Source organism: Hymenobacter sp. 102 (assembly GCF_049949205.1).
GTDB lineage: Bacteria > Bacteroidota > Bacteroidia > Cytophagales > Hymenobacteraceae > Hymenobacter.
In genome coordinates this window covers 40,406-66,636 of record NZ_CP188173.1, presented here as the reverse complement: position 1 = coordinate 66,636, position 26,231 = coordinate 40,406, and the positions used below count along the sequence as shown (strand labels likewise).

The window sequence follows — 26,231 nt, the reverse complement described above, 5'->3', positions numbered from 1 at the left end:
GCATCGATCCCGTTTAATTTTAATGTCAAGCATACAGGCAAAGCTTATGAGAGAGTGCAGCTGGCTGCGAGAGTGAGCGCGTATGCTGTAACCAAATTAGCAGCTGCCGAATTGCTGTGGTGTCCAGGTCACGCAACGGATAATGCCGCTGCTCATTCCTCCCCACCGGCGTAGCGGCTAATGTTGGGACAGCGCCCGGCCACGGGAGCTTCCCCGACCAGATTTGTGTACAAGTCCGCCAATAAAGTATCGATGGCTTGAGGGGTACGGGGGAGCTGCAAATGCGCAAAAGCGTGCCCCAACTCTTGCCATGCATAAGGGCTGCCCTAAAGCCCCCACTACCCGAGTGCTGGATAGAATACACGTTTAGGTCAAGAAAATCTATAAACAAAATATGAAAAAAGGATAGCGCAATAGGTCGGATGTAGTCCACCGTAAGCGGCATTGCAATTCGCGTTCAGGACAGTGTTCCGGTGGGTAAACGGACAAGACCTGGCGCAAGAACGCAGCGAGTAGTATCTGCGCGTTGACTGCGGCGAATGGTCCTAGAAAGTCGAACTCCGAAAACCTCGCTCAAGACTCCATGCGGCTGCGAAAGAACTGGCTCGTCTCTTCATCTTCAAAGTACACGTAGCATCCTTTCATACCGCGGGTCATCAATACCTTGTAGGTATTGCGGAAGAACTCCACCCGCTCCTGATCGGTGAGCCGGCTCTGTTTCAGCGAGCTGTCGTGCGTCGCCTGGCTGTTGGCTACCCAGGACTGCTGGGCAAACCGGTAGGTCAGGTCACGGCCCACGATGACGCCCACGTAGTCAAACTCGAAGCCCTGAGCGGTAAAGACGCACCCCACCTGCTCAAAGCCGCCCGGCTCGGTGGCCCAAAGTGAGGATTTGGGAATTCCGGGAGCCAGGCGCTTCTTGGTTGACTTGGCATTCCACGGTCGTCGGTAGCTGATGCCCGGCTGCTCAATTACCACATCCTCCACCAGGTAGCCTTCATCAGTTGGCTCGGACCAAGGCCAGCAGAAGCCAGCGACCATGCGCGCCGTGTGTCCCTGCTGCAGCTGCACCTGCAGCAACTCCTCCACCGCCATGGGCGTGGGCAGGATCCGGAAATCATAGCCCTCACCCGTGCCCCAGAGTACGTTGGCGGTCCGCTTGATGCCCAACGTGTTATCGAGCCAGTTGATAAAGCCCGAGGAGCCACTGCAGCGAAACTGAGCCTCCAACTCGTGCTCCTTCACCACGGCCCCCGCTTGCTCGGCTTGCTGGCGCAGCATGGCGTAGGAGCCGATCTCGCCGGGGCGCACCCGCTGGAAGTCGTCGAGAAAAAACACCGTGACCAGGGTCGCGCGCAGCAGCTCCTGCACTTGGCTCAGCCCGCTGCGCTTATCCGTCGCCGTATACCGGTCCACGCTGGTGGAGCGGATGCGGTGGGCCTCGTCGCAGAGCAGTACGTCCAGCGCGTTCTCCGGGGCGGTGGCGTAGGCATTAAAGTAGGTGAAGAAGGAGCGACCCCGCCAGCCGAATTTGTCGCGCAGCGTCTCAGTAAAGGCCTTAGAACCGGTAGCATAATGGGCTTTGTAGCCCTGACTCATCAGATCGGCCAGCAGGTTGAGGGCCACGACCGACTTGCCCGTACCGGGGCCACCCTTGACCAGGATGGCCGTTTTCTGGCCCGACTCGCGCGCGGCCAGCACGGCGGCAAACACCTGGTCGTAGACGAGCATCTGCTCATCCAGGAGCACGTAGGTCGCGTCCGTATCGATGAGGCTGACCACGTGATCCAGCAGCTTCTTGCTGGGTGCGTAGCGTCCCTGCTCAATGCGCCGCAGGGGCTCCAGGCCCTGCCCACCGCCCAAGCGCCGCTGCAAAAAGTTGCCCAGCTCGGCGCGCTGCTGCTGGCCAAACACCGGGAAAGATTCCAGCAGGCGATCAAACTTAGGCGCCAGCACCGCGTCAGCGGCTCCGAAGTGGTAGTTGTGCAGGTAGGAGCAGGCGTGCAGCTTGATGCGGTCGGACTCGCCGTTGAAGGCCGTGTGCACTTCGCGCAGGTAGCTGCGGTACTGGCCCACCTGCGCCGAGGGGTGCAGCACATCCTTTTTGGCGCCGTCCAGCCAGGTAACCACCTCGTGCTGGCCCGCCGACGGCTCCGTGCGCGACCACTGTTTGAGCTCAATGATAACGGCCCGCGGCTCCTGGCGGCTGTCCGTGCCGCAGATCAGGCAATCCAGTCGCTTGGAGGTCAGGGGCAGCTGGTATTCTAGCAGCACGCCGTGGTCTAGCAGGCCGGCCTGCTGGAATACCTCACTGACGGCCTGCAGGCTGTTCTGCCAGGACAGGATCTCACCTTCTCGGGCCTGGTCGCGGTACTGCTCAAAGTAGGCCTGCTTGAGCAGGCCCACGATAGCCTGGTGGGCGGTGGCCGTGATAAAATCGGCGGAGCTGCCGGCGTACAGTCGCATTAGGTAGGATCGGGTAGGTTGTGTAATTCAGAAAGGGGCAGGTACTCATCGCTCGACTCCCGTAGGTAGGCCAGCTGGCTGCGCAGCGCGTCGGCGGGCGGCAGCTCCAGCAGCGCATCGCTGACGAAAAAGACTGATTTGGCGCGGGCCCGGCTCAAAGCCACGTTCAGGCGGTTGGGCAGCAGCAGAAAGCGGCGGACCAGGCGCAGGTACTCGGGGCTGTTGGCGGCGAAGGAAACCAGAATCAGCTCTACACTGGCTCCCTGCACCCGCTCGACGGTATCGACAATGAGCTCTTTGGGTACAGTGTCCAGGCGTAGGCGCAACGCTTGCCGGATAGCCAGGACCTGCCGGCGGAAGGGCGCCACCACCGCGATCTCCCGGGCCGGCAGTCCGGCCGCCAGGCTGGTGGCCACTAATTCCGCAACGGCCTGCGCTTCGGGTAGGTTTTCCTGCGCACAAGCTTCCTCGGTGGCATTGTTTACCCAGACCAGGGAGGCATCCGGGCGGAGTACCCGAACGATGGGGGCGGGAGTTGTCGCTGGCAGCGCCAAACGCAGCCGGTGGCCCTGGGCGGCGGGCGCCGATTTAAGAAAGGAGGTCGGCGTGTCGGCGTTCCGGTAGTAGAGCGTCCCGATAAGGCTGCTCAGCGGCGCATTCAGCCGATAGGTGGTGTCGAGGGCTACTACCGCTTCGGGCTGCAGCTGCCGGACCTGCTCAAACAGGGAGCGGGACAGTGGGTCGCTGACTAGGTCGGGGTGGTAGATGGGCGGCATCTGGGCGTCATCCCCGAAGAGCAGGACCGAGCCCGCCCCGAGTGAGCCCACTGCCAGCCCGTAGGTAAGCGGAATCTGGCCGGCCTCGTCCACGAGCACGACCGTGGGCGCAAAGCCCGTCGCCCGCAGCCCCAGATGCACCAGGGCGGCGTAGTAGGACATGCCAATCACGCAGAACTCCGGGCGCTTCTTTTGCTTGTAGAGCCGCTGAAACTCGGCGTACGGCAAGCTGGGAATGGACTCGTCCAGGCCTTCGGCTTTGAGCACTTCGCCAATTTTGAATACACTCAGCTGCGAATCCAGGGCGCGGATGGCGTTCAGGCAGTTGTTGACGGCCTGGTGGGTGTGGGCCAGCACTACGATGCGCTGCTTTTTGCGGGCCAGCTGTTGGGCCGTGAGTGCCAGCACGTGGGTTTTACCCGTGCCGGGCGGACCCTGCACGGCCAGCAGGGAGGGCCGGCGCACGCCCCGACGTACTACCCCTCGCTGCGACTCGTTGAGCTGGCCGGCCACGGCCGCCAGTTGCGCCTCACTGAGCTCCAAGCCCCCGAACTGCTGGGGGTTGATCTTACGAACGCCCCAGAGCAGATCCAAAAAAGCCGCGCCGGGCGCGCCCGGTTCCAGCCGGCGCACCGCCTGAATGATGGGATCCAGCAGCTGGCTCTTGTTGGACTGCAGCACGATCTGCGTATCCGGCCGCACGTCGAAGTAGGTGTGCAGTAGCACCAGGATCTCGCTGAAGCCGTTTTCGGCAATGGTGGCCGTACTCCAGTGCCCGTCTAGGCTGATTTCCACCCAGTCGCCGGGCTTCCAGCGCGTGAGGTTTTCCTCGCAGGCCAGCAATACCTCCACGCCCTCCTGGCGCAGCACCCGCAGGTTCACGACGGCCAGGCCGCGCTGCACCCGCTCGGGAAGGCCCAGGGCGTCGATTTGCCGAATATCAGCCTCCACCAACGCCTTTTCCCGCTCCAGATAAGTTAGTAGCTCAGTGGTCTGCATCGGAGAGTAGCTGCTGCAGGTGAGCGCGGGTGGGCTCGTCCTGCACGTACAGGTAGACGCCCTTGGTGGCGCGGGTCAGTAGAATGCGGTAGCCTTTGAGCACGGCCAGTAGCAACTTGTCTAGGCCATCGGCTTGCTTCAACGCTTTCTTGGACTTGGTGCTGGCAAATGCCGTTTCGTGCACGTGCTCCGGATCAACCATCCAGCGATCCTGTCGCCACACTAGGTCTTTTAGCCAAAGCAGGCCGATGTAGTCGAAATCAAAGCCCCGTACCACGTACGGGCAGCCCACTTCCGCGAGCGGGTTTTCGTGCATTTTGGAGCCTTCTGGGGCCTGCACGTACAGCGTATAGTCTTCGGCGGGGGCGTAGTTCCACGGGCGGGTCCAGAGGTGACCTTTTCCCGTTTTATCCCTGTATAGTAAGCGAAAGTCTTGGCTGAATTTCGACAGGGTATGCACATCCGCGGCCTTTTTGGTTTTCCACTCCACTGAGTAGCTAGATAGTAGCCGCACCAAATGGCCCTGCTGGTGATGAGCAGTTAGTACCTGATCTAGTTCATGGGGGGTATCGATCAACTGCAGTCCGAAGGGTGCATCCGGCCTGGTGGGTGTCTTGCGCCAGTCCAGGGTAGTCGGTTCGTCGTGAATACCGAACAAGCCTTCCATCCACGCCACGTACTCGGTGGAGCCGCCGCAGCGGTACTGGGCCCCACTTAAATCCACGGTGTGCACCTGCGCCCCGAAGTCTTGGGCAAAGCGCTCCAGGTCGGCTGGGGTGGTGGTTTCGTTGTCGCGGTAGCTCTGCTTGGCATCCAGCAGGAACACGCTGACTTGGGAGCAGCGCATGATGTGCCAGGCCTGGGGGCCGGCTTGCAAACACCAGCCGGCGGAGAAGCCGATGTCGTGCCCCTCGGGGTTGATGAGGGCGTGCGCTTCGTCGACCACCGAGAGGAAGTTCATGTTATCGGGTGTCTTGAAGTCCCCGATCTGTTGCGCGAGCACTTCCAGATTCTGCCGCCACGAAGCCGGCTTCATCGTGTAGCCTTCCCCTTGCAGCTGCTTAACTAGCTTACCGTAGAGGCCGGGGTTGAACTGGTTGGCGGGCAGCACGTGGTACTGGGCCCCGGTGATGTTGCTGGCGGCGTCGAACACGTGCTTCATGTTCGTTTTCTGCGAGCTAGAGGTGGTCACAAAGGCCACGTTGCCGCGCGCGTTGTGGCGCAGGGCGGCCTCCACCCACAGGTTGGTGGCCAGGGCCGACTTGCCCGAACCGGGCGGACCCAGCACCAGCACCACGTGCTTCTGCTCCGGCTGCTGGCTGGCCTGCTCGATGGTTTGAAGGGCCAACTCGTAGCCCAGGCGCTGCTTGTCCAGCAGCTCAAAGGGCCGGGAAGATGTATTGCGCAAAGAGCTGGCGACCTGCCGCAGCATGTTGCGGTCCTGCTTGTAGGTGCCGCGCTCGAAGTCGAGGGCAAACTGCTCGTCGGCTGCCTGCAGCAGGCCCGCCAGGTGGCCAGCGAGCGTGCCCACGTCCTTGCCGGCACTGAATACTGGGTAGGTGCTGGTCAGGGTGGTGTGGGGCGGCTGGGTGTAGGCCGCCACGCTAGTGGTGGTCGTGAAGTACACGCAGCCATTTACCTGGGCCTGGTAGGCGTGCACGGCCGAGTGGAAGCGCTGGCAGTAGAGGGTATAGCCGCGCACCTGATCGGAGGGGTGCAGGCGATCCTGGCCGTGGTGGCGAATCAGGGCCTCACTGGCGCCCGGCTCGTCATCCTTGGTGTCCCAGTCCTTGAGCTCGACGATGACGACTTGTGCCTGGCCCTGGGCATTGCGCCCGAGCAGCACGACGTCGCACCAGGCCGAAGCCGCGGGCAGCTTGTATTCCAGCGTAACGCTACCCAAATACAGGTGGGCGCCTTTAATTTTTTGATTGAGCTGTTGGGCTTGAGCCAGCACCACGGACATGCGAGGTAAGGACTTTTGCCAGGCTTGCCGTTCGGCAGGCGTGTCGCGGCCCGTAGTATACATGAGCTCGTCAATCAACCCATTCATGTCGGACTCTACGCGGTCGCAGAAAGTATCAATAGTAAATATCACGTCAACTGTAATGCAAGAGAATGGGCGTTTAAGTTAGGCAAAGAATCTCCTTGTTAACCATTACCGAATGGGTCTAGGCTTTATTGATTGTAGAAATGCTCCTAGCTTTCACACTATCTGACCACACCAATAAAAAAATGCATCTCACGAAAGACTGTAAGTACATATCTTGTTAACCCAATTAACAGCACACTACCTACGAAACACTTTTACCTTCTCAATCCATGGTCTTTATTACCCCCCCAAACCCACCCTCTGACATCATTGCTTTAGGCGTTTATCACCCATACCGCGGTGGGAGCAATCCAGCGTTTGATAAGTTTAGCAGCCTTATATTAAGCTTGAAAAACCAGAATTCAGAGGGTCTGATTCATTTCCTAGACCAACTAGCTCCGCTTTTCCGGACTGACATTGCTATTGCGGTGGTTCCTTCACACGATCCAGCCAAGACCACTTCAGGCATGAAAATCCTAGCTAAAGCTCTGGTGAATAATACAACGCGAATTGACGCGGTGGACTGTTTGCGGCGTGTGGTTAAAGTTGAAAAGCTGGCCACTGGCGGCAACCGCAGCGTACAAAAGCACTTAGACTCCATTCAAGTACAGCAACCTGAACTAATCGAGGGACGAGCGGTATTACTACTAGATGATGTGACCACCACTCATAACTCGCTCATAGCTTGCCGCACCCTACTCCTGAATGCAGGGGCTGCGTCTGTGCAGGCATATGCTCTGGCTCAAACCCAATGAGAATCCTACGCCATGAAAACTGAATATATCTTAACCCTACTTAAAACGCCTAGAATCGGCCGTAAAACAGCGGAGTCAATCCTAGCCAGTTGCCCTGATAATCCTTATCGTATTGCAGAACTGTTAGACTGTTTTCACGCTGCTCGCAAGCAAAAGCCAAGTATTCCAATCCCTACTCTTGAGGACTTACACATAGCCCACGAGAAGGCATTAACAGTGCTGAGTAAGTGCGACCAGTATGGCGTGGAAGTGCTCTCAGTGGATGACAAGCATTATCCAAGCCGGTACCGTAATATGCCGGATAGGCCTTTATTGGTCTACGCCAAAGGCAATGTACAGTCGCTAAACGCGGAGCATTCAGTTGCCATCATTGGAACCAGGGAGCCCAGTGCTTTTGGCAACAAAGCTGGCTACCGGCTAGCTCAGCTGTTTGCTGAGCAAAACTTTACGGTTATCAGTGGCCTGGCCACTGGGTGTGATACCATTGCTCACCGGGCCTGTTTAGACGCCGGTGGACAAACCGTGGCTGTGCTCGCAAGTGGAGTAGATTACATTTATCCCAAAGAAAACAGGAGATTAGCCCAAGAGATCCTTGAAACTAATGGGTGTTTAATTTCTGAATACGAGGTCGGGACGAAACCCCAACCCGTCTTTTTTGTCGATCGTGACCGTTTGCAAAGTGGTCTCAGCGATGCAGTTATCGTTATTGAAACTGATATCAAAGGCGGTACCATGCACACGGTTAAGTTTTCTCAGCAGCAAGACCGTTATTTAGCGTGCCTCTCACACCCGGCCCAATACCGCAACCACAACAAGGCGCAGGGTAACAACATGCTTATCGAAGAAAAGAAAGCATTCCCATTAGGCAGTAGCGAAGAAATCAGTCGATTTAGAAACCTCCTAATGCATGGTCGTTACGAGGAATCCAATGCAATACCGGCAGTTGGCAACGACACTACGTCTACTAAAGTATCTGCAAGTTCAAATCCCTCACAGCTCCCTGCAGCTCGCGCTGGGGGCGAGTACGAGTATCATCCGGCACCAGGCACCCAGTTCAAGATTTTTTAAGATGTATCTGATTTTTGACCTCGACCAAACCCTACTTGATTCAAGTATCGCAGAAGTACATCGCAAAAACCGGCAGTGGGGGAATGTATATCCATTAATCCCCCAGATGGAAGTGTATGACGGCATTGAAGAAATCTTCGCGCACATTCGCCAGTCCGACACGAAAGTCGCCATTGTTACATCATCGCCTGGCACGTACTGCAGTCGTGTTATTCAGCATCACAAATGGCCTGTCCCTGTGACGGTATGCTTTCATGATACGGCCTTACGCAAACCCCACCCGGCTCCAATTCAGCTGGCCTTACAGCGTCTAGGCAACCCCCCACCCGACCAAGTTTACTCGTTTGGTGACATGGCTACGGACATTACTGCCTCCAATGCAGCAGGTGTACATAGTGCAGCGTGCCTATGGGGTAGCAACGACCCTGCAGCCCTGGCAGCAGCGCGTCCAGAATTCACTTTCAATACTCCACATGAAGTAGTGGCTTTCTTGGATAATCTACGCGCTTAGCGCCATTACATTAGGCAGCCAATATCACAAGTGGTCAATGAAGCAAATAGGGAAGGTTAAGTTCTTTGCTGAAGATAAAGGGTTCGGGTTCATTACCTGTGAAGGTATAGATGTCTTTATACATCAGTCTGTTTCTAAACAGCTAAGGCTTAAAGAAGGGGACTGGGTTGTCTGTTCCTACGAACCTTCTCGCAAACATGTAGGGAAGTATACCGCTGTTAGTGTGGCAACCTTGAATGAGGAAAAGGAATTCCTAAAACAGAGTTTCCAATCACTGCCAGAAGCGCAGCGCAAAATGCTGTTCCAAACACTGCCAGTGCTTATTGATGAAATACTCACCGCACACTTTGACGATGGCATCACGCAGCAAGTCAATTCGGAAGTAGAGCAACAAGTACGTTCATTTGACTTAGATACAGTAATTGGTAGTATTACTGGATGTATCTACACATCCCGACGGAAGAAGCCTGGTGACGATGATAGTTTTAGCGCTTCGGTAGGAGTAGGAGCAGCAAAGACAGAGGACGCTTACATCGACAATATTATGCCTCGTTATAGTGAAGTGTCTTACAGCGACCACGGTTTTTATTCGTGTTATTCGATGGAGGATGACTATAATCGGGATTATCGTGCTGCTGATGAAGCGCGCCTACCAACTCTGGTCGAGGAGGTGAAGCAGAAGTTTAGGTTAGCGTACAATCATGAGGATCACCACAAGTATCTAGTCGTTGCTAAGTTGGAAGCAATCAAACAGCAGGCTAGACGAGACTTATTCGTTCACGGTACTACCAAGCCAACCTTTTCATGAGATTAGTTCAAAGCTTTTTCCTTAACACCGTATACAGATAATTGATAACCTTCTACTTATAAAGCTCTTCTACAGTTCGTCGTACTTAGTAGCCCTTCCCTTGGCTTTATGGGATGGATACTTCTCTGCATTGCGGGCCAGCTTCTCGCGCATCAGCTCGGCGATGTCCCAACCGTATTTATCGGCCAGTTGAAAAGCGTAGAGCAGCACGTCGGCAAGCTCTTCCCGGACTTTGTCGGGGCTGGCCTGCTCGGCCGTCTTCCAGAGGAACTGTTCGTTGAGCTCGGCGGCCTCGATGCTCAGGGCCAGTGCCAGGTCCTTGGCGTTGTGAAACTGCGCCCAGTCCCGCTCATCACGAAACTCGCGCAATTGCTCCAGCAACTCGTCGATCGGGTTACTCATCCTTGCCCTTGTGCATGGCCCGGGCCATTTCGAGTTCCTTACCAAAGTCTAATCCCGTGTCCAGGCTCGGATCCAGCTGCTGGAAGCCAGTATACATGCCCGTGAGCAAGTGTAGAGCTGAATACTTTTTGCCAGGTACCGAGGCCAGGTTATACTTCTGGGTGGAGTCCTTGGGGTCCAGGCCGGAACGGCCCAGCATGGCAATCTCGAAGGTGATATCCTGCACCTGCTGGCGTGACTTACCGTCGAAGTGCTGGAGCCAGTCCAGGCAGTAGAACATGACGGCCATGCCGCCGGCGGGGCTGTCGGCGAAGGACATACGGCCCTGGTGGGCGTCAGCGGGCTCAGGCTCATCGAGCCCCAGCGGGTCGCGCTCGATGCGGGCCAGCAGGTCTTCGGGCGACGCCTGGCCGGCGGGCTCTTCGGTGGGCACCGAAACGGGAGCCGCCTCGGGGCGGGCGCTGGACTGGCCAGCGGCCTGCTGCTGACGCAGGGTTTGCTCGTCCTGCAGCTCGAAGTAGGCGCCCATACCGAGGTCTTCGCCCCAGTGCTGAAGCAGCTCATACTCCTCGCCGGGCTGGCGGTCGGTGCGGTACTCCAGATACTCGGCCCAGAGGCGCTCGGCCTCTTTTACCTGCAGCGCGGGGGCCTTAAAGTCGGGCACGGCGTTGTAGCCGAACAAGTCGCGAAACTGCAGGGCCATGACCAGGTTGAGGACGGTGCTGGCCTTGTGCACGGCCGGGGGCGAGTACTCGGCGGCCTGTTTGTTGCGGATGGCCTCGATCGATTCCTGCAGCAGCTTCAGCAGGGACAGGAACTGGAGGGGCCGGGCTTCGGGGTATTCTTGGTAGAGAAAATCCTCGATGAACAGGTCGATGGGCTGGTTGTAGATTTGGCGCATCATGCCCTCGAACAGCCCGTCGATGAAGCCGGTAATGTTCTGCTCCTTGAAGCCGGCCTTTTGCAGCTTCTTGAGCTGGGGCTCGGCAGCCCGGATGAACTTCTCTTTGCCCCGGCTTGAGGTCGTGAACAGTAGGTTGCCGCCGCTCTCGCGGGCCTGGAGCACGAAGTCGAGGTGGACGATTTCGTGCATGATCAGGTGCTCGACGGCTGGGTAGTTGGGCTTGAAGAGCACTTGGTGGTAGCGGCGGCCGTAGTTTTCGGCAATTTCGAGCTTGGCGGCCGTGGGAATGAGCGGGTCCTCGTCGACGCGGATCTCCAGTCCCGCCCGGTTCTGAACGACTTCCTGGTATTCGTTGGCGATGGCGAAGGTGTTGGTGCTGTGCAGGTACTTGGTGGCCGTCTCGGTGGCCAGGGCCAAGCTAGCCCGCAGGATGGGGTCGCCGGGGCGGGCGTTGCGCAGGGCGCGGGTGGCAAAGTCGAACGCTCCCTCGTAATCACGGCGCTGCTGGCGCACCATGGCCAGGGCGTAGAGCGTGTTGGGGTAGTCGGGCTCGATCTCGTGGGCAATTTCAAAGTAGCGCTCCGCTTCCTGGGCCCGGCCCATCTGCATGAGATTACCGCCAATATTGTTGATGGCAATGAAATCACGGGGGTTAAGAGCCAAAGCCTGGTCGTAGAAGGTCTTGGCCGACTTGAGGTCCTGCTTTTGGCGGGCGTAGATGTTGCCGGCCATGATCAGGGCGTAGCCGTTGCGCGGATCCCAGCGCAAGGCGTCAATCAACGCGTTCAGCGCCTCGTCGGGCTGGCCCAGCTCGGAGAGTACCTGGCCCAGCACGCGGTGGTACTCGGAGACGGTCGGGTTCTGACTGATGAGCTGCCGTAGGCGCGGCAATGCCTGACGGAACTGGCCAGCCTCGCAGAGGCGGAGAACCTTGTCGTATTCCGCTTTCTGGCTAGTAATGGCTTTGGTGTCAATCTTTACTTCCACCATGGCCCCCTTGATGGTAACGGTGGGGCGGTAGGGACCAAAGGTGTAGAAGTCGGTGAGGTGCTCAACGAGCAGCTCCGGGTTTTGGCCGAAAACCTGGGCGTCCGGAAAAAGGCTGTAAAGAAAGTCGTTGAGTGGATGTTGAATAATCATGTAAAGGGCCCCGGCTAATTGCGGCAGAAGACAAAGGTACTGTAATCAGCGAAGCAGAATTTACCACTTACCGTCTGGATCATGGATTGACAGGTCCAGGAAAGCTTCGTTCGCGTTGCTTAGATCGCCCTGCAGGGTGGTAACCCCATTGACTAGCTCCTGTATGGGCTGGCGGGCCTGGCTAAACACCTCTAGCCCCCCCAACAGGTCAATAACTAAGGGTTCGTAGAAGGCCAACACAATTCGGTAGAGGTGCATGCGCTGGGCTAGCGGCAGCGGGCTGTTGACTAGCAGGTACAAGAGCATACTCAGCGTGGCGCGGAGTACTTTGGTTTCGCTGTCAACTCGTTGGAAATAATCATAGACCAGCCGTTGAAACGCGTAGCCCTCGGTGGTTACGATATCCTCTAATGAGTACCGAGCTTGTATGAGCGTAGGCTCAGGTAAGTAATTGGGTTTTATAAACTCCGGTAAATCAAGATGCTGAGTCAGGTCCGCCGGCCCTTCACCCTGCAGCGGCAATCGATCTTTGATGCGTTGGGCTTCCGTTCTTAGGTCGTCGATAATCTTGAAAGCCGTACTAATCGTGTTTTCATTGGCGCTGCGCTGTTGCTCCTCCGCAAAATGCTGGATTTGAATCTGATTGGACAGAAACTGTTCCCGCAGGGAAAAATACACTACCAGCAGGCCGGTGAAGTTGAGCACGGGCCCAGTAATGCCACCGATGGTATCCCCGATTGGGCCGGTTTCAGCGAAGCTGATGCCGGAGTGGAAGTGGGTCAACGCCCAAGGAAGCACCAAGGATAGAAGAGCTCCCAGCACTATGGTCCACACGGCCCAGCGGGTAGTATTGGATAATGGAGTCTGCGCTAATGACATGTAGCGGAATGTAAAAGGATAGCACTGCACGGATTACAGCGGGCCAGAGGGCTTAGGTAGTCAGATGTTTTCCGCCGGAAGAGACTCGTTTACGGAGACGTACCTGGCCAGCGCCCCTTGATGCACTTCGATCATTTGCTTGCGAAGCGCAGCTGGGGCGAGCACCGTTACATCGCTGCCAAAACTGAGTAATAGCGAAACCAGCTCACGGTTGGGAATCAACTGCAGCCTAACTTCCACGGATCCGTCGGCTAAGGGAGTGGATCGCTGGCTGCCGTGCAAGGGCTTGGTGAGGACGTACGGCGCCCGAACCTTAGTAAAACAAAGTCGAATCTCTTCCACTGGCTTGTTGGCCGCCACGGAAGGGCCGATAACGTGCTGGAAGTAAGTAGGTGCATCCGGACAATGGTCAGGCCAGTAAGTGCCGGCGGTACCTTCAACCTGAGTAATTCGATCCAACGCATAGTTAGACAGGCACTGCTGATCCTGATTGTAGGCCAGCAAAAACCACCGATGGTTGAATTCCTTGAGCAGGTAGGGGTGGACTGTTACCGGGGAGGCGCCCGCGGCTCCGAACGGCTGGTAGGCTATTTGCAGGACGCGGCGCGTGCGAATGGCCTCGTAGAGGGGCCGCAGCTTGTCAGCGCCGGTGTAGTCCGCTACCTGTTCGAAGTGCAACGCAACGGGACCGGCCGGCCGGCCGTGCAGGTTGACTTGTTTTTCCACGCGGCTCACGAGCGCATCCAGCTCCTGACTCAGACCTAGGCCCTGGAACTGCTGCAGCACGGAAAGTGCCTGGCGCAATACGTCGGCGTCGTCTACCAGCAGCGGACTCTGGTGGATGGAGTATCCCGGTTCCGTGTAGCGATATACTCCCGCTTTGCGATCAAACTCAATGGGCGCATCCAGGCCGGAGGAGCCCCCCAGCTTCATGGCTTGCAGATCCATGTCCAGCTGCCGCTGGCTCAGGGGCTGGCCCGTGATCTCTAAAAACTTTTCCGTCACCTCCTCTAGCAGTCGGGCCCGGGTCCAACGCACCTTATCCCGGCACAGGCATTCGTCGATTAGGCGATAGCGCAGGGGGGCATTTTTGGAGACCGGCATAAAAAAGATAAAGTTTTTTGCTCACTGCAGATAGGCTGCAATAGGGGAGGGGAAGTTTGTCGCAACGATACGCAAAAAGGGCTTCTGCCGCACGCTATCGCGCCAAATAGCTGCCTGGTCGCCGTCCTGAAAAAATATTTTTCAGCGGCGCGGCCACCGCAAATAGGCTGCAATCAGCGCGCTCACCTTTGCCTCGCTCTTCCACTAGAAACTGTCTGCTATGCACCTGTACCACTCCACCGCGACCGCTCCCTCAACGCTGCATATCTGTTCCAGCCGCGACTTCAGTGCCAGCGTGCAGCAGCGCATCCACTGCGCGCTTACGCAGGGCATCAGCGCGCTAGAGCAAACCGTGGGCGAACTTCTCCAGCACCAGCGTGCAGGGCAAGGCGACTGCCAGACGCTGGGTAGCATCATCGCCGAGTTAAGCCGCCCGGATTCGCTGCGGCTGCTGCTCTCGCAGCTGTTGTGCGATGGTCCGGCCCTGACCCGGGTGCAGGAGCACTCTTACTACCACCACAATGGCTTTCGTAAGCTGGTGCTGTTGCAAAACGCGGCCTTCAAATTGCGCCTGCACTTGTGGGAGGCGCGCAGCGAGCGCCACCACGAGAACATTCACGATCACCGCTGGAACTTTGCTTCGGCCTTGCTGGCGGGCCGCTTTCAGACCGTGATCTGGGAGGAAGACGCCCAAGGACCAGAAGTGCGACTGGATTGCACCTACACGCCGGCCAGGGAAGGTAGCGTCTACGGCGTGCGCGAAAACGGCCGAGTGCGGCTGCGCCCGCAACGGACGCACACGCTGCAGGAGGGCGATATCTACTACATGCCGGCGAGCACCTTGCACCAGGTGACGGATCCGGGTGAAGGCGCCACCCGCACGCTCATGCTGACGGCTACGCCAGTACTGGAGGAATGCAAGCTCTACGCCGAGCATTCCATTCCGGAGGCCGACAAGATCAACATGCCCTTCAGCTTGTCGGCCATCCGGCAGGAGCTAATTGGATTGTTGGGGCAGACTTGCTACCAGCCCGCCCTTGCCGCCTAACAAGTACAGCCATGTATATCTGTTTAGAAGGGTTAAAGGGCAGCGGTAAATCCAGCCTGCTCACCGCAACGCAGCAGCTACTGACTACGCGCCAAATTGAGTTCGCGCTGGTGGAGCCCACGCGGCCCGTACCGGCGGAGAGCAGCTGGCCGGAGCGCTTAAGCGCGCAGCTACCGTGTCTACGCCGCCTAGATGCCTGGAACGAATGGCTGTACGCGCACCGGGCCCGTTACGCGGCGGCAACCGCTTGCTGGCAGCAGCCGCTGGTGCTGGGTGACCGCAGCGTGGTAACTAGCTACGCCACGCGGTGGCGCAAATGGGGCAGCCCGCACGAGTGCATTCGTCGGGTAGACCGGCTGGAGGCCCGGGTGCCGGCGCCGGACCACGTCGTGTTGCTGGACGTCGAACCGGAACTGGCCTGGGAAAGGGCCCGGGCACGGGGGCGTTGCTACGGACTGCATGACGAAACCTTGCCGCGCTTACGGGCGACACGGGCCGCATACGAGGAAATCGCGGCCTTTCCCGTGCCCCGCCTGCAGCATACCCAGTGGCACGTGCTGGATGGTAATCAGCCGCCGGCGGCCCTGCTGCAGCAATGGTGGGCCTTGATGCGCCGGCTGACTCCTGACGCTCTTTTCCATACCGAACTCAACCTGAATTCCACACCATGAAGTACTACATCACCGAGGCCGGCAAGCAGGCGCTCGAATCCAAAATCACGGCCCAAGGCCTGAAAATCCGCAATATCCAAGCTGAAAAGAACATCGCCTACAGCGCCAGCGGCGACGGCTGGCACGATAATCCGGGCTACAACCAGCTCATTCAGCTGGAGGAGCGGGCTATCACGGAGCTGAAAAACCTCGAGAAACTGCTGGCTACCTCAACCCTGTGGCTGCGAACGGACCGCAACACCGAACAGATTCAGATTGGCTCCATCGTGCGCTTAGCCATGCAAGGGGCTCGGGACCGGGTGCCGCGGGAAGTGATTTACGAGATTGGGGGCCACGGCGAATCTGATTTGGGGCGCAACCTGATCAGCTACACTTCCCCCATCGGAGCAGCGCTGTACGAGCTGCTGCCCGGCGCGGAAGTCGAGGTGCAGATTCCAGCGGGCAAAACTCGGCTGCGCATCCTGCAGCTGTACCAAAATTGGGAAAGCACCCGCTTGCTAGCTCTGTAGTGTTCTTAAAACCGATTCGATAACGGTCATCTTTTTTGCGATGTGTTTCCCTTTCCTGCATCAGCTAGTGCAATCAGGTCATTTATTGCCCGGCCCCACGAGGCACTCGCAAGAGCGGGAGCAAAGCAGCAAGGAGCGGCTCGAGCGCCTGCCGAACCGAACCTACCTGCAGAACTACGATTTATTGTTTCGCTATGTGAATCTATGGCTCGGGAAGCGGGGATATGAGCTGAGCAACAGGCAGCCACACCAAGTTCTGGCTCGGGTTTGTGCATTTTTGGACTCGACTGCTGCAGTACAGGAAATGATCCGGTGCCGGCATGCGATGAAATACACGGGTGAGCCCCCTACTTTGGAAGGTAGTGCCGCTTTAGCTTCCTTGCTAGCGCGATTGCAAAAAAGCGTAACTGATCCCGTACACCCGTCCGAACACAGCTTTTAAGTATAATCAGTTAGCTGCCAGTTTTTTTAATCTTTTCAACTCACTTTGCATCAAAACATGGTAAATCCCCCCGGTAACTGCCCCCGGTGTAATGGCAAAGGCACCATTTCCAAATACTCTTATGTGCAAAAAGGCGTGTGCTTTCGCTGCAAAGGCACGGGAACAGTCGAATTATCCTTACGCGAAGAGATGAAATTAGCTATCCGGCAAGCAAGGCAGGAGCAAAATGCCGCCTTCTTGCACGATGAGCTGCGGGCAGAGCTAATAGCCGAGGCCAGAGCTGCAAACAAGCTAGAGCTGATCCGGGAGCTTTATCCTGATCTGGAGAGCGAAAGGAATGAGGTAAGTAGAAATGAATTCTAATTGATTTTAACAGGGCATGTAAGATGACCTGTTAAACATGATAAGAAAACCGTTTCCGCTGCATTACTTGCGGTGATAAACTAGAGAATATATGTCGAGCTTCGGCATGTAGTAGCGTTTTGAAAGTGCCTGCGGAAAGACTTTTGACCTCGTGCGGCGTTGCGCCGTGCTCGTAGTTGACTGGTTCGGTAACGAGCCAGTTAAGCCAACGGCAGCGATGATCAACCTACTCACCCCCCATCTAACGGCGTCTAACTGGCTGCTTAGATCAAGGAAATGAGAAAATCATGGCTGTAAGTCTGCTCATCTGCTGAACACAGTGAGATCATGTCTTGACTTGAAACAGCAAGATATAAGACTGGAAAACATCCAGCAGGCACTTTCTTAACGCTTTATCTATTTACATAATGGCATCCACACCTGCTGATGATAGTTCTGTACCTGGCTCTAAGCGAGAAGTATCCGGGCTGCAGAAGAGTGAGACAAGCAAAGAAGCACTACCAAACAGTGAACCCGCTAATGCGGAGCAGTCAACAGATGAGAGGCCGCAGGCTGAAGCACTGGAAGATTATTTAGCGGCGTTTGATGAAGCCGACATTGCGTTAGAGCCGGATTATTCTATGATAGATGATCTCTTCCCCGAGCTAGATGATTTCTTCCTGCAGGATGTAAGCCAGCTGATCACTTCTCCGGATGAACTCCCGCAAGCTACCTGGCAGATAAACGCACTCGCTGATCTTGTCGAACCCTTCCGGCAAGTTCGGGACGCGAAGACGCTCGCGTGGGTTTTGAACGCCGCTATGCCCTGGCATAGCAAGCAACATCCCTCCGCGATCACGAAACCGATTAGTGCCAAAGCGCTTAATTATTACGCCTACAAGCAGGAAGGGAGGCGCTACCGCACCTTTCAGATTGCGAAGCGGGCAAAGGGGGAGAAGCGCGAAATCAAAGCCCCCAAAGACGGTTTGCTACGGGTGCAACGCCTGCTGCTGCTGTGCCTGACGACCGTTTTTGGCTGGGTAGATGACGCGGCCCATGGTTTCGTTGCGGGCCGCAGCGTCCTAACCAATGCCACGCCCCATACCGGCCGTCGCTTCGTATTAAACCTGGACTTGCAGGACTTCTTTGCCAGTACTCACTTCGGACGGGTAGTTGCCGTGTTGCAGCTGCCCCCTTTTGGACTGAGCAAGGATGGCGCTCATCTAGTAGCTAACTTATGTTGTGACCAAGGAGCTTTACCGCAGGGAGCGCCTACTTCCCCCCTCTTGACAAATGTTGTGTGTCAACGACTGGATCGCCGGCTGGGCCAACTGGCTAAGCAGTTTCGCTGTCACTATACCCGGTACGCGGATGATCTGACCTTCTCCAGCGATCGTCACGTCTTTAGTAAGAAGTTTCACACCACCCTGAACGCTATCCTGGCCAGGGAGGGGTACAAGCAAAACCAGAAAAAGCAGCGGCTGCAGACGCCAGCGATGCGGCAGGAAGTGACGGGGGTGATTGTGAATGACAAGCCAAATGCGCCGCGCGAGTACGTCCGTCAGCTCAGGGCCATGCTCCATAACTGGGCTACTTATGGCTACGAAGCAGCTACGACAAAGCTTCGCGAAGGCTACGGGGAAAGTAAAGCCTACGGCCGCCACCAGGGGCGCATACCCAAGTTAGAGCACGTGGTGGCCGGGAAAATCGCTTACTTGGGAATGGTGAGAGGAAAAGAGGACCCGATGTATCTTCAATTTGCTCACCGCATGGCATTATTAGTCAACGAAGAGTATAAGCAAACATCGGTGCTGCTGGAGCTTCTGCGCAGAACAGAAGAGTTTTTATGAGTGATGACGAGATCAAATCAATTCAAGACCACATCAATCAATTTAAGCTGCCCGTAGGAACATCGCAGCTGGTAACGGAGCTGCAAAATCGGCTGACGGCAATTAAAGTAAAACGCCAACCGATGGTTACCGCGCCCGATCAACAGAAAGAGATGCTGGCTGCAACAAGTGACCCATCCACCACGGATCTGCAGGCGCTAGGAACCCAAATTAAAGAGTATTTTGAGCAACTGAGCGGGCGGATGGGAGAGCAGCTAGCTCAGCTTGCGGGGGTGGAAGAACAGCCGGCATCCCTGCTGTACGAGAAAATAGAAGACCCGCGCGTTCGGCGCCAGCTGCTGGCCGATAACATGCGCATGGAGGGCGCCTTACGACGAGTAGAATTTCTGCCTGACTTCCACGAGGAGCAGGCTTTTCGGCGTTTTTGCACCTTTGCGGCCTTCCAAGTCGAGGAAATGCTAAACTACTATTACTTTCTCCGGTATGGCCATGATATACCAACGCTAATAGCCGATTTTAAGCAGCTAAGGGTGGACGTCAAAGGGTTTGGTGATGATGTAAAGAGTATTAAGTCGATCGATCAGATCCGCACGTACGTCAAAATAAAGGCCTATAATCAGGAGATATATGGGATGCACTATTCCATTTACAATACGCTGGCTAACATCAGAAATATGGAAGAGCATCGGTGTACGGTGCTATTAAACTCAACGGAGGCACTGCCCAGTCATGAGAACTTTGCAATGCAAATGATTCGTGAGCGCAACCATACCAGCGTGCGGGATTATCTGGCCCGTATGTATAATAACATAACTAGGTAGCAGCATTTGAAAACGTACCTGTTTGCCTGGAACCAGAAGCTATTTCCTTGGTCAACGTACCAAGAGGCGGCGACGCAGCTGGCCGAAGAAGGAAAAGCAACTATTAGGTGGAGTTGCGGCAACACTAAAGTCATTGCCCCTGGGGATCGGATGTTTCTGGTTAAGCTCGGTAGCTACCCCAAAGGGCTGGTCGCTTCGGGCTTCATTACGAAAGCGCCATTTTACGCGGCTCACTGGAAAGACCCCCAGCAGCAGACGTTGTTTGTTGAAGCGGAACTGGATTGCTTATTTGATCCGGCGACCGAAGCGATTCTGGGGCTGGATATTCTTTCCACGGGCAACTTAGCGGCGCAACGGTGGACACCGCAGTCGTCGGGAGTAGCCATCAAGCCGAACGTAGTTGATGAACTGGAAGCCGTCTGGTATGATTTCCTTTCTACAACCAAACGCAGTCCGGCGGGATTCTTTGCCCAAGGTCCTCAGCCGGCTAACTCCTTCATGGAGGGTTCCCCTAGCCAGATTACTTTGACCAGATACGAGCGTAACCCTTACGCGCGAAAAGTATGCTTACAGCAGTACGGCTATGCTTGCGCCGTGTGCCAATTCAATTTTGAAAAGGCGTATGGCTCGCTGGGAAAGGAGTTTATTCACGTTCACCACCTCAATCAATTAGCCCATATCGGGCAGGCGTATAGCATTGATCCCATCACAGACTTACGACCCGTCTGCCCAAACTGCCACGCTATGCTCCACCGCACGAAAGCCGGCCTGTCGATTGAAGAATTGCGCGCTCGATTGCGGGTTACCGTTACTTACAACAAGTTGTCGGAGCACGGTGGAGAATAAGGGCCAGTGACGGGCGGATCACCAGCTGGCCTGCACTGCATATCATAGGCGGACATTTTCACTTTTCTCGCCCTTGGTTAAATAGATTCCGACTGGTCGTTTAAGAGCGTAAGTAGCTCGGCTTCTACCGCGGGCCACGACTGGTTTAGATTGACGGTAACAACGTGGACGCGGCTTTGCGTACCGGGCTGACGGTAGCTGACACGTAAGCTTTGATCTACCACGGGATAAAGCAGCATGCTCTCAACGGGCTTGTCGACCTGCTCGTGTTGCAAATGATGCTGGTAGGCAAAGAGTTGATAAAGGTGGGCCGAGATCAGCCGTTGCTGGTTATGGTGCTGCACTAACGCCTCCTGGTAATACTTACAATCAATGAGAATGGTGCGGTTCGCACCCTCCAAAACAAGATCCGTAAGCATGGTAGGAAGTAGACGCTGTGCGTGGTCACTTTCGGCTTCTAGCTGCCACTTCAGCCGGCGTCCACTAACGGCGTAGTGCGGAAAGTGGTGACGATAAAAGCCGCGCACGAAGCCCTCAAACAACTGGCTCATTTGCCGCTCATTGCGGTGAAAGTCCTGAAATAGTCGCTCCCCGCTCTCCTGGGTGGCCAGCGCTTGCGCGTAGATGAAGTGACAAATACTGAGCAGAAACCCGTAGTAGGCGGTATGGCGATGCAGACGCACCTGTTCAAAGACCCGTTCATCGCGAATTGGCACCAAGGAGACCTCCGCAAAGCGCAGGTACAGACTGCGCAGGCCAGTGTGAATAGCGGAGGGAAGTTGATCCACGGTAAGCAGGCGATGCAGGGTGGCCTTAATCAGCTGATTGGGCAAAATATCCACGCTGAGCTCGTCGAAAGCACAAACGGCTTGTGCCTGCTGCAACGTCCGCTGGCGCACCGATTCACCAAGCAAGAGCTTGCCCCGTAATCGGGCCGTGACTTGTTCCTGAAACACGTAGTCGCGGGCCAAGCCGCGTTTGACCACGTGCGTAACTCCGCGCTGCAGTACGCGCGCAAGCAAGTGTAGCAGGGGCAAATCCGCCTCTTCGGCAGTCAGGCTGACGTGCTCGGCCTCCGCTAGGTGGTGCCAGGCGTAGGTAAGCAGATGGTAAATGTTCTTAACCGGTATGCTCATTCTTGCAGCAGGGCGTCGGCCTCATTTTCCGCTCGACGCTCGTCTTCAAACCAGTACTCCCGCAGGGTAGGGCGTAGCTCGTGCTCGACGATGTCGCGCCACCAATCGCCCGGAGAGCCCAAGGCTGGCGTGCAGAAGTAACTGTGACCAATGAGAAAGCCACTACCGAGATTTTTATCCGTCAGGATTGTTTGGTTAAGCCGTTGAACACGCTGCAGCACTCGCTGGCTAAACTCAGCCGGAATACGCAGCGATTCCAGATGGGCTACTAACTTATCATCCAGCACAGGCTTCAGCTCCAGGAAATTAAAACGCCGACGCAAGGCGTAGTCTACCATGGCCAGCGAACGATCCGCCGTGTTCATCGTGCCGATCACGTGCAGGTTACTGGGTAGAAAGAAAGGGTCCTCTCCTGCCCGCCGATACGTTAGCGGCACGGCATACTCGGGTCCGCGCTTATCGGGCTCCAGCAGCAGCAGCAGCTCTCCAAAGATTTTGCTGAGGTTACCGCGGTTTATCTCGTCAATGATAAAGAAGTAGTCGCGGGTAGGATCATGCTGGGCTCGCCGCACAAAGTCGACGAATACACCATTAGCCAGCTCAAAGCCGCCGTTGCCATCAGCCTGGGGGCGCCAACCCCGAATAAAATCTTCATAGCTGTAGCTCTGGTGAAACTGCACCATTTGTACCCGCTCATTATCCTGACTGCCCATTTGCAGCCAGGCTAAACGCCGGGCCACGAATGTTTTGCCCACGCCCGGGGGGCCCTGGATGATGATATTCTTTTTGCGCTTTAGGGCAGCCAGCAGCTGTTCCAGGGTAGGAGCGCTCATCAAAAGCTCCTGGAGGGCTTTGCCCATCTGGTAGCGCTTGACGTCCAAGTTATCCGTGTCTAATGCGGCCAGTTGCAGGGCCTGGTACTGCGACCTGGTCAGGGAGAGGAGCATTTCATGCCCTGACTGCCAGAGGTGATGCTCGGCTAGCTCCGGTACTTCTTGCAGCTCCGCAAACAGGACTTCCCGGGGAAAAAAGCGCACTACGCGTAGCGTGATAACTTCCATGCCCCCATCGTCCTCGTGAAGTTGCTGCGTGACTTGCAGCTCCGCTTTAAGTCGTTGACTGGGTAAGGCCTCACAGGCCAGCACCTGATCACCCGGTTGTAACTGTCGTAGCAGTTCGTAGTCACGGCGTTTTCTGCCAGCTGGGGTGTGCGTTGGAAGATGGTAGAGCTGACCGACGCTGAAATCAGCAAGGCGCCGCTGCGTCGCGTACATCGCCAGCCACCAGTACCAGATGTCGGTTCGCGGCCGCGGCGCTTCTTGAGGCTCAGGCGTGGGCGCCGGGGCCGGTACAATCACCGTAACCGGAGGTGAGGAAGCCGGTAATGCAGGGGCGGATGCGGGGGTACCTTGAGCCAGCTGCGGAAATTGCTGGAAGAAGGTATTGGCCGCCACCGCATGCAGTATTGGCGTAAGCTGGGGCACTTGCGCTTTGCTGCTTTGCTCAATCTCGTCCCAGCGAGTAGTCCGCACGAAGCTTTCCGTGTCCGTAAACGGCTGGGGCGCCAGCGTGAGGGATTCGGTTAAGGCCCAGAAAACAGCGTACGTGTGTTTGTGTTGCGCCGCGTTTGGCGTGTACGTGTACCGTCCAGTTACAATTCCAATGCCCAAGCTTACCTGCGCATTGGTGAAAGCAACCACGATATCCCCGGGTTTAACTTGGCGAAAGGCGTCCAGGGTATTGAGTACTTCATCCCGGTTACTTTCATCCAAGGCCTGATACAGTGCCGTTCGGGAAGAATAGGTGCGCAAATCACCCAGTGAGTCAGGCACTGGAATGGTGATGTATTGTTGGTCTCGAAAGGTATTCCAATCTTGCCGGGCAAGATCCACTTTTACGCTCCACCGATTGGTGATCAGTCGCTTGCGAGGAAGGGATCTCTTGGTTGCAGTTCCTAGTATGCGGTCATACAAGGCCTCGGAATTGACTTGGTATCTGGCAAAGGGAGCCTGCGGAAGACGGGGCGCCGGCTTGCTAGGAAATGATTGGCGCATCTGCGCAATTGCTGCGTCAATCAAGGGAATGCTCTCGTCAAGCAACTGCGTGATAGCGTGCAGTAAATCAACGGCGTTGTCTATATGCTCCGCTGGTTGATAAGACAAGTAAATCCCCCCTGATTCGGGATGAGCCCGGTGCCAGGGGTACAGGAGCTGTTTATTAATCTGGGTTGCTAGACCCGTTGCTGGGTTGGCTTTGGTGGAATCGGCAATGAGGCCAAAGATGCAGTTAAGCGACAGGCTATAAGAGCCATCGGAGCGCACTTTGACCCGATAGAAAATGCGCGTTCTGGGAGAATCCTGGTAATTAAAGTCCCAGAAAGTAAACTCCATCTGCCCCTCCGTTAAATGCGTCGGGCTGCTATCATCTTTTAGCAACTTGGTGCGGGACAGATGAAAGACATCGTTGGGGGAAACCTGAGTGCGATTCAGTAGGTGCCGGTAGACGGCATATTCGCTCTCATAATAGTAACTCATGAAAGAAACGCGAGATAAGGCAGCGAAAGCATCGCCGAAGAAACGGGTGGCTCCCGACCAGACCAGTCAGGAGCTAGAAAATAAGCTCTAAGTTAAGCGCTCCTTGCGCAGCACAGTAGCAATGGCACGCCTTTCCGTTAGGGGGCTTGGAAGTATATACCTGGAGTAGAGATAAGACCACCTGGTGCCAACTAACCCATCAGCGGGGTGAGCGTGGCCGACAAATCGCTTGGGGGCTGTAATGGGGGGCCTTTGAAGTTAGAAGTATCCTGACGCGTTGGCATCGCCAAAGTGGCTCTGGGAATTACGATTTGGTGGAGCGGCGGGCCTTTTCGTTTGGACGGGAAGAAGGTGGGGTGCCCTCCATCAGCAGCTGGTATTTGCGCACCTTACGTTCTTCTACTCCTAGCAGCAGAGCGGCGCGACTTTTAATGCCTCCGCAGTGCGTGAGCACCTTGCAGATATGTTGCCCGATAACGTCTTCCAGTAACAGGCTGCTGGAGTCGCCCTGGGCAGTTGTCGTGCGAATTCGGGTCGGTAAGTCCTCAAGCTCGACGGTAGCGCCGGGCTCACTGAAAACCAGCAGGTGTTCCACGACGCTTTCCAGTTCCCGCACATTCCCCGGAAAAGAGTAATCCAGGAGCTGGCGCCGCGCGCCGGCGGCCAGGCGCAGTGGCTCATGCTGCAATTGTCGGCTTTTGAAAGCTACTAGCCAGGCCAGCAGCTGCTCGCGATCAGGGCGCGGCCGGTCACGCAGCGCCGGTAGTTCCAATTCCGCCACGGCCAGGCGGTAGAATAAATCCCAGCGGAAGTGGCCGGCGCGGCAGCGCTCCTCCAGCGCCGCATTGGTAGCCGCAATGACTCTCACGTCAACGGTGCGCGGCGTGCCGCCCAAGGGCTGAATTTCGCCGGATTGCAGCACCCGCAGTAGAGTCAGCTGCAGGGCGGGGAGATGTCGCCAATCTCGTCCAGGAATAGGGTGCCGCCGTGCGCTTCTTCAAACAGGCCCTTGGTGTTTTTCTCCGCGCCGGTGAAAGCGCCTTTGCAATAGCCAAACAAACGCGACTCCAGCGTCGAGTCCGTCAGGGCGGAACAGTTGATGGGCAGAAAAGGCTTGCCCGCCCGCCCCGACTGCTGGTGCACATACCGGGCTAAGTGCTCCTTGCCAGTACCACTTTCGCCCCGGATGAGCACGGTGACCTTGTCGGTTTGAGCCACCTTCCGCGCCCGATTGTACACGGGCTGCAGGGCTTCCCCAATGAAGTAATCGGTGGCCTGGGTTTCTGGGACCGCGCTTGTGAGCTGAAGCTGCTGCTGGCGCAGAATCGCGGTCACAGGCGTGGCCGTGCGCTCTACCTCAATGGTCAGGATTTCGGGCTTGCCGTTGGCGCTGAACTTGCCGGCCCGGGTCTGCACTAGGTGGGTGCGCAACACCCCTTGCTGGTGTACCAGGTACCAGGCCAGCTGCATGGCCGAGGTGCCGGGCGAGAAGTAGAGCGTCAGTTCATGCTCAGCAAATTGCTGCAGCCAGGTCTCCACCCGGCTGCGGATGGCATTCACGTCGATAACGTCGGATAGCTCCAGCAGCGTCGGCGTCACTTTATGCCCGAAGCGGGCGACGATTTCGTCCGCTAATTGCAGTGCATCCTTTTTCTGATCCGCAGAGGAGTAGAGCAGCAAGTGAGCTGAGTAATGGCCGCGCGTAAAGAAGTGCTCGTGAAACTGTAGGGTGGGACCTTGGGGGTTGAGTTGCCGCTGGCCCTGCTGGTCGACAAAGTCATTGTTGCGCGCGAGCCAGGAAATGAAGTAATGCTTCATGGGGGATACAGCGAGGGGATCAAAAAGCAGAAAAACGACCTTATAAGAGCTAGCAGCTGAGTTAAGGAAGTCGAGTGACTGGATAACAGAAGTGCAAAAAGCGGGCGCGACATCTTGGCTGCATGCACTAGTCGCCTACTGCAAATAAAGCGAGTATTGCTGGTTTAAGGCTCAATGAGTACCGCATCTTTGGAGGTGTTACCGCATAAATTGCGGTAAAAATTTAAGAGCGTATTCTGGTTAAACACCCTAATAGTGAAATGATTTTGTTGGTAAAATATTGAAAATAAATGCGTTGCAATATTTTTAG

General features: G+C 56.3%; 19 protein-coding genes and 2 pseudogenes. 11 read left to right on the top strand and 10 right to left on the bottom strand.

What is annotated here, in order from left to right; all coding sequences use genetic code 11:
* Positions 1-573: 573 nt before the first annotated feature.
* Genes ACN19L_RS23000 through ACN19L_RS22990 form a run of 3 tightly spaced genes read right to left on the bottom strand, consistent with a single transcriptional unit; the run spans position 574 to position 6,339 of the window.
* Complete coding sequence (locus ACN19L_RS23000) at positions 574-2,466, bottom strand: DUF2075 domain-containing protein (RefSeq protein WP_426491271.1); 1,893 nt, start codon at positions 2,464-2,466, stop codon at positions 574-576.
* Entirely contained in the window at positions 2,466-4,241 is a 1,776-nt protein-coding gene (locus ACN19L_RS22995; RefSeq protein WP_426491270.1) for a DEAD/DEAH box helicase, read from the bottom strand. The genes ACN19L_RS23000 and ACN19L_RS22995 overlap by 1 nt, the downstream gene beginning before the upstream one ends.
* Positions 4,228-6,339: a DNA/RNA helicase domain-containing protein gene (locus ACN19L_RS22990; RefSeq protein ID WP_426491269.1), complete on the bottom strand. Its 2,112-nt coding sequence runs from the start codon at positions 6,337-6,339 to the stop codon at positions 4,228-4,230. The genes ACN19L_RS22995 and ACN19L_RS22990 overlap by 14 nt, the downstream gene beginning before the upstream one ends.
* Before the next feature lie 224 nt (positions 6,340-6,563).
* Between ACN19L_RS22990 and ACN19L_RS22985 the strand changes: the two genes are divergently transcribed.
* The 4 genes and pseudogenes from ACN19L_RS22985 to ACN19L_RS22970 form a co-directional block, all read left to right on the top strand.
* Entirely contained in the window at positions 6,564-7,088 is a 525-nt protein-coding gene (locus tag ACN19L_RS22985; RefSeq protein ID WP_426491268.1) for a ComF family protein, read from the top strand.
* Positions 7,089-7,100: 12 nt separating this feature from the next.
* The gene (locus ACN19L_RS22980) at positions 7,101-8,156 is read left to right on the top strand and encodes a DNA-processing protein DprA (protein ID WP_426491267.1); all 1,056 of its coding nucleotides are present in this window, start codon (positions 7,101-7,103) and stop codon (positions 8,154-8,156) included.
* Between the two features lies 1 nt (position 8,157).
* A complete protein-coding gene (locus ACN19L_RS22975) occupies positions 8,158-8,667 on the top strand; it encodes an HAD family hydrolase (protein WP_426491266.1) in 510 nt (169 codons plus the stop codon).
* A gap of 37 nt (positions 8,668-8,704) precedes the next feature.
* Positions 8,705-8,902: pseudogene (locus ACN19L_RS22970) on the top strand (cold shock domain-containing protein); the annotation flags it as partial.
* A 642-nt stretch (positions 8,903-9,544) separates the two neighbouring features.
* Here the strand turns inward: ACN19L_RS22970 and ACN19L_RS22965 are convergent.
* The 4 genes from ACN19L_RS22965 to ACN19L_RS22950 are packed head-to-tail and all read right to left on the bottom strand — an operon-like array spanning position 9,545 to position 13,904.
* Positions 9,545-9,877 carry a nucleotide pyrophosphohydrolase gene (locus ACN19L_RS22965; protein WP_426491264.1) on the bottom strand — a complete coding sequence of 111 codons (333 nt, stop codon included), beginning with the start codon at positions 9,875-9,877 and terminating at the stop codon, positions 9,545-9,547.
* Complete coding sequence (locus ACN19L_RS22960; protein WP_426491263.1) at positions 9,870-11,921, bottom strand: tetratricopeptide repeat protein; 2,052 nt, start codon at positions 11,919-11,921, stop codon at positions 9,870-9,872. The genes ACN19L_RS22965 and ACN19L_RS22960 overlap by 8 nt, the downstream gene beginning before the upstream one ends.
* A 60-nt stretch (positions 11,922-11,981) precedes the next feature.
* Positions 11,982-12,800, bottom strand: a complete 819-nt coding sequence (locus ACN19L_RS22955) for a hypothetical protein (protein ID WP_426491262.1) — start codon at positions 12,798-12,800, stop codon at positions 11,982-11,984.
* A gap of 60 nt (positions 12,801-12,860) precedes the next feature.
* The gene (locus ACN19L_RS22950; protein ID WP_426491261.1) at positions 12,861-13,904 is read right to left on the bottom strand and encodes a helix-turn-helix transcriptional regulator; all 1,044 of its coding nucleotides are present in this window, start codon (positions 13,902-13,904) and stop codon (positions 12,861-12,863) included.
* Between the two features lie 220 nt (positions 13,905-14,124).
* Here ACN19L_RS22950 and ACN19L_RS22945 point away from each other — a divergent pair, with 220 nt between their 5' ends.
* The 7 genes from ACN19L_RS22945 (at position 14,125) to ACN19L_RS22915 (ending at position 20,433) form a co-directional block, all read left to right on the top strand.
* Positions 14,125-14,952 carry a cupin domain-containing protein gene (locus ACN19L_RS22945; protein ID WP_426491260.1) on the top strand — a complete coding sequence of 276 codons (828 nt, stop codon included), beginning with the start codon at positions 14,125-14,127 and terminating at the stop codon, positions 14,950-14,952.
* 11 nt (positions 14,953-14,963) lie between these two features.
* Entirely contained in the window at positions 14,964-15,623 is a 660-nt protein-coding gene (locus tag ACN19L_RS22940) for a hypothetical protein (RefSeq protein WP_426491259.1), read from the top strand.
* Positions 15,620-16,132: a GreA/GreB family elongation factor gene (locus ACN19L_RS22935; RefSeq protein WP_426491258.1), complete on the top strand. Its 513-nt coding sequence runs from the start codon at positions 15,620-15,622 to the stop codon at positions 16,130-16,132. The genes ACN19L_RS22940 and ACN19L_RS22935 overlap by 4 nt, the downstream gene beginning before the upstream one ends.
* 499 nt (positions 16,133-16,631) lie before the next feature.
* Complete coding sequence (locus ACN19L_RS22930) at positions 16,632-16,937, top strand: hypothetical protein (RefSeq protein ID WP_426491257.1); 306 nt, start codon at positions 16,632-16,634, stop codon at positions 16,935-16,937.
* A 407-nt stretch (positions 16,938-17,344) separates the two neighbouring features.
* Positions 17,345-18,766 carry a reverse transcriptase domain-containing protein gene (locus ACN19L_RS22925; RefSeq protein WP_426491256.1) on the top strand — a complete coding sequence of 474 codons (1,422 nt, stop codon included), beginning with the start codon at positions 17,345-17,347 and terminating at the stop codon, positions 18,764-18,766.
* Positions 18,763-19,587, top strand: coding sequence for a hypothetical protein (locus ACN19L_RS22920; RefSeq protein WP_426491255.1), 825 nt, complete (start codon positions 18,763-18,765; stop codon positions 19,585-19,587). The genes ACN19L_RS22925 and ACN19L_RS22920 overlap by 4 nt, the downstream gene beginning before the upstream one ends.
* Before the next feature lie 6 nt (positions 19,588-19,593).
* Complete coding sequence (locus ACN19L_RS22915) at positions 19,594-20,433, top strand: HNH endonuclease (RefSeq protein WP_426491254.1); 840 nt, start codon at positions 19,594-19,596, stop codon at positions 20,431-20,433.
* Positions 20,434-20,510: 77 nt separating this feature from the next.
* Here the strand turns inward: ACN19L_RS22915 and ACN19L_RS22910 are convergent, their stop codons facing one another.
* From ACN19L_RS22910 to ACN19L_RS22900, 3 genes and pseudogenes are all read right to left on the bottom strand, one after another.
* Complete coding sequence (locus ACN19L_RS22910; RefSeq protein ID WP_426491253.1) at positions 20,511-21,569, bottom strand: 5-methylcytosine restriction system specificity protein McrC; 1,059 nt, start codon at positions 21,567-21,569, stop codon at positions 20,511-20,513.
* Positions 21,566-24,103 carry an AAA family ATPase gene (locus ACN19L_RS22905; protein WP_426491252.1) on the bottom strand — a complete coding sequence of 846 codons (2,538 nt, stop codon included), beginning with the start codon at positions 24,101-24,103 and terminating at the stop codon, positions 21,566-21,568. The genes ACN19L_RS22910 and ACN19L_RS22905 overlap by 4 nt, the downstream gene beginning before the upstream one ends.
* Positions 24,104-24,407: 304 nt before the next feature.
* Positions 24,408-25,573: pseudogene (locus ACN19L_RS22900) on the bottom strand (sigma 54-interacting transcriptional regulator).
* Between the last annotated feature and the right edge of the window lie 658 nt (positions 25,574-26,231).

What these genes read in the sequence shown, in the direction of transcription:
- ACN19L_RS23000 (WP_426491271.1), bottom strand. Translation starts at nt 2,466, where the DNA reads ATGCGACTGTACGCCGGCAGCTCCGCCGATTTTATCACGGCCACCGCC.
- ACN19L_RS22995 (WP_426491270.1), bottom strand. Translation starts at nt 4,241, where the DNA reads ATGCAGACCACTGAGCTACTAACTTATCTGGAGCGGGAAAAGGCGTTG.
- ACN19L_RS22985 (WP_426491268.1), top strand. Translation starts at nt 6,564, where the DNA reads ATGGTCTTTATTACCCCCCCAAACCCACCCTCTGACATCATTGCTTTA.
- ACN19L_RS22980 (WP_426491267.1), top strand. Translation starts at nt 7,101, where the DNA reads ATGAAAACTGAATATATCTTAACCCTACTTAAAACGCCTAGAATCGGC.
- ACN19L_RS22975 (WP_426491266.1), top strand. Translation starts at nt 8,158, where the DNA reads ATGTATCTGATTTTTGACCTCGACCAAACCCTACTTGATTCAAGTATC.
- ACN19L_RS22965 (WP_426491264.1), bottom strand. Translation starts at nt 9,877, where the DNA reads ATGAGTAACCCGATCGACGAGTTGCTGGAGCAATTGCGCGAGTTTCGT.
- ACN19L_RS22960 (WP_426491263.1), bottom strand. Translation starts at nt 11,921, where the DNA reads ATGATTATTCAACATCCACTCAACGACTTTCTTTACAGCCTTTTTCCG.
- ACN19L_RS22955 (WP_426491262.1), bottom strand. Translation starts at nt 12,800, where the DNA reads ATGTCATTAGCGCAGACTCCATTATCCAATACTACCCGCTGGGCCGTG.
- ACN19L_RS22950 (WP_426491261.1), bottom strand. Translation starts at nt 13,904, where the DNA reads ATGCCGGTCTCCAAAAATGCCCCCCTGCGCTATCGCCTAATCGACGAA.
- ACN19L_RS22945 (WP_426491260.1), top strand. Translation starts at nt 14,125, where the DNA reads ATGCACCTGTACCACTCCACCGCGACCGCTCCCTCAACGCTGCATATC.
- ACN19L_RS22940 (WP_426491259.1), top strand. Translation starts at nt 14,964, where the DNA reads ATGTATATCTGTTTAGAAGGGTTAAAGGGCAGCGGTAAATCCAGCCTG.
- ACN19L_RS22935 (WP_426491258.1), top strand. Translation starts at nt 15,620, where the DNA reads ATGAAGTACTACATCACCGAGGCCGGCAAGCAGGCGCTCGAATCCAAA.
- ACN19L_RS22930 (WP_426491257.1), top strand. Translation starts at nt 16,632, where the DNA reads ATGGTAAATCCCCCCGGTAACTGCCCCCGGTGTAATGGCAAAGGCACC.
- ACN19L_RS22925 (WP_426491256.1), top strand. Translation starts at nt 17,345, where the DNA reads ATGGCATCCACACCTGCTGATGATAGTTCTGTACCTGGCTCTAAGCGA.
- ACN19L_RS22920 (WP_426491255.1), top strand. Translation starts at nt 18,763, where the DNA reads ATGAGTGATGACGAGATCAAATCAATTCAAGACCACATCAATCAATTT.
- ACN19L_RS22910 (WP_426491253.1), bottom strand. Translation starts at nt 21,569, where the DNA reads ATGAGCATACCGGTTAAGAACATTTACCATCTGCTTACCTACGCCTGG.
- ACN19L_RS22905 (WP_426491252.1), bottom strand. Translation starts at nt 24,103, where the DNA reads ATGAGTTACTATTATGAGAGCGAATATGCCGTCTACCGGCACCTACTG.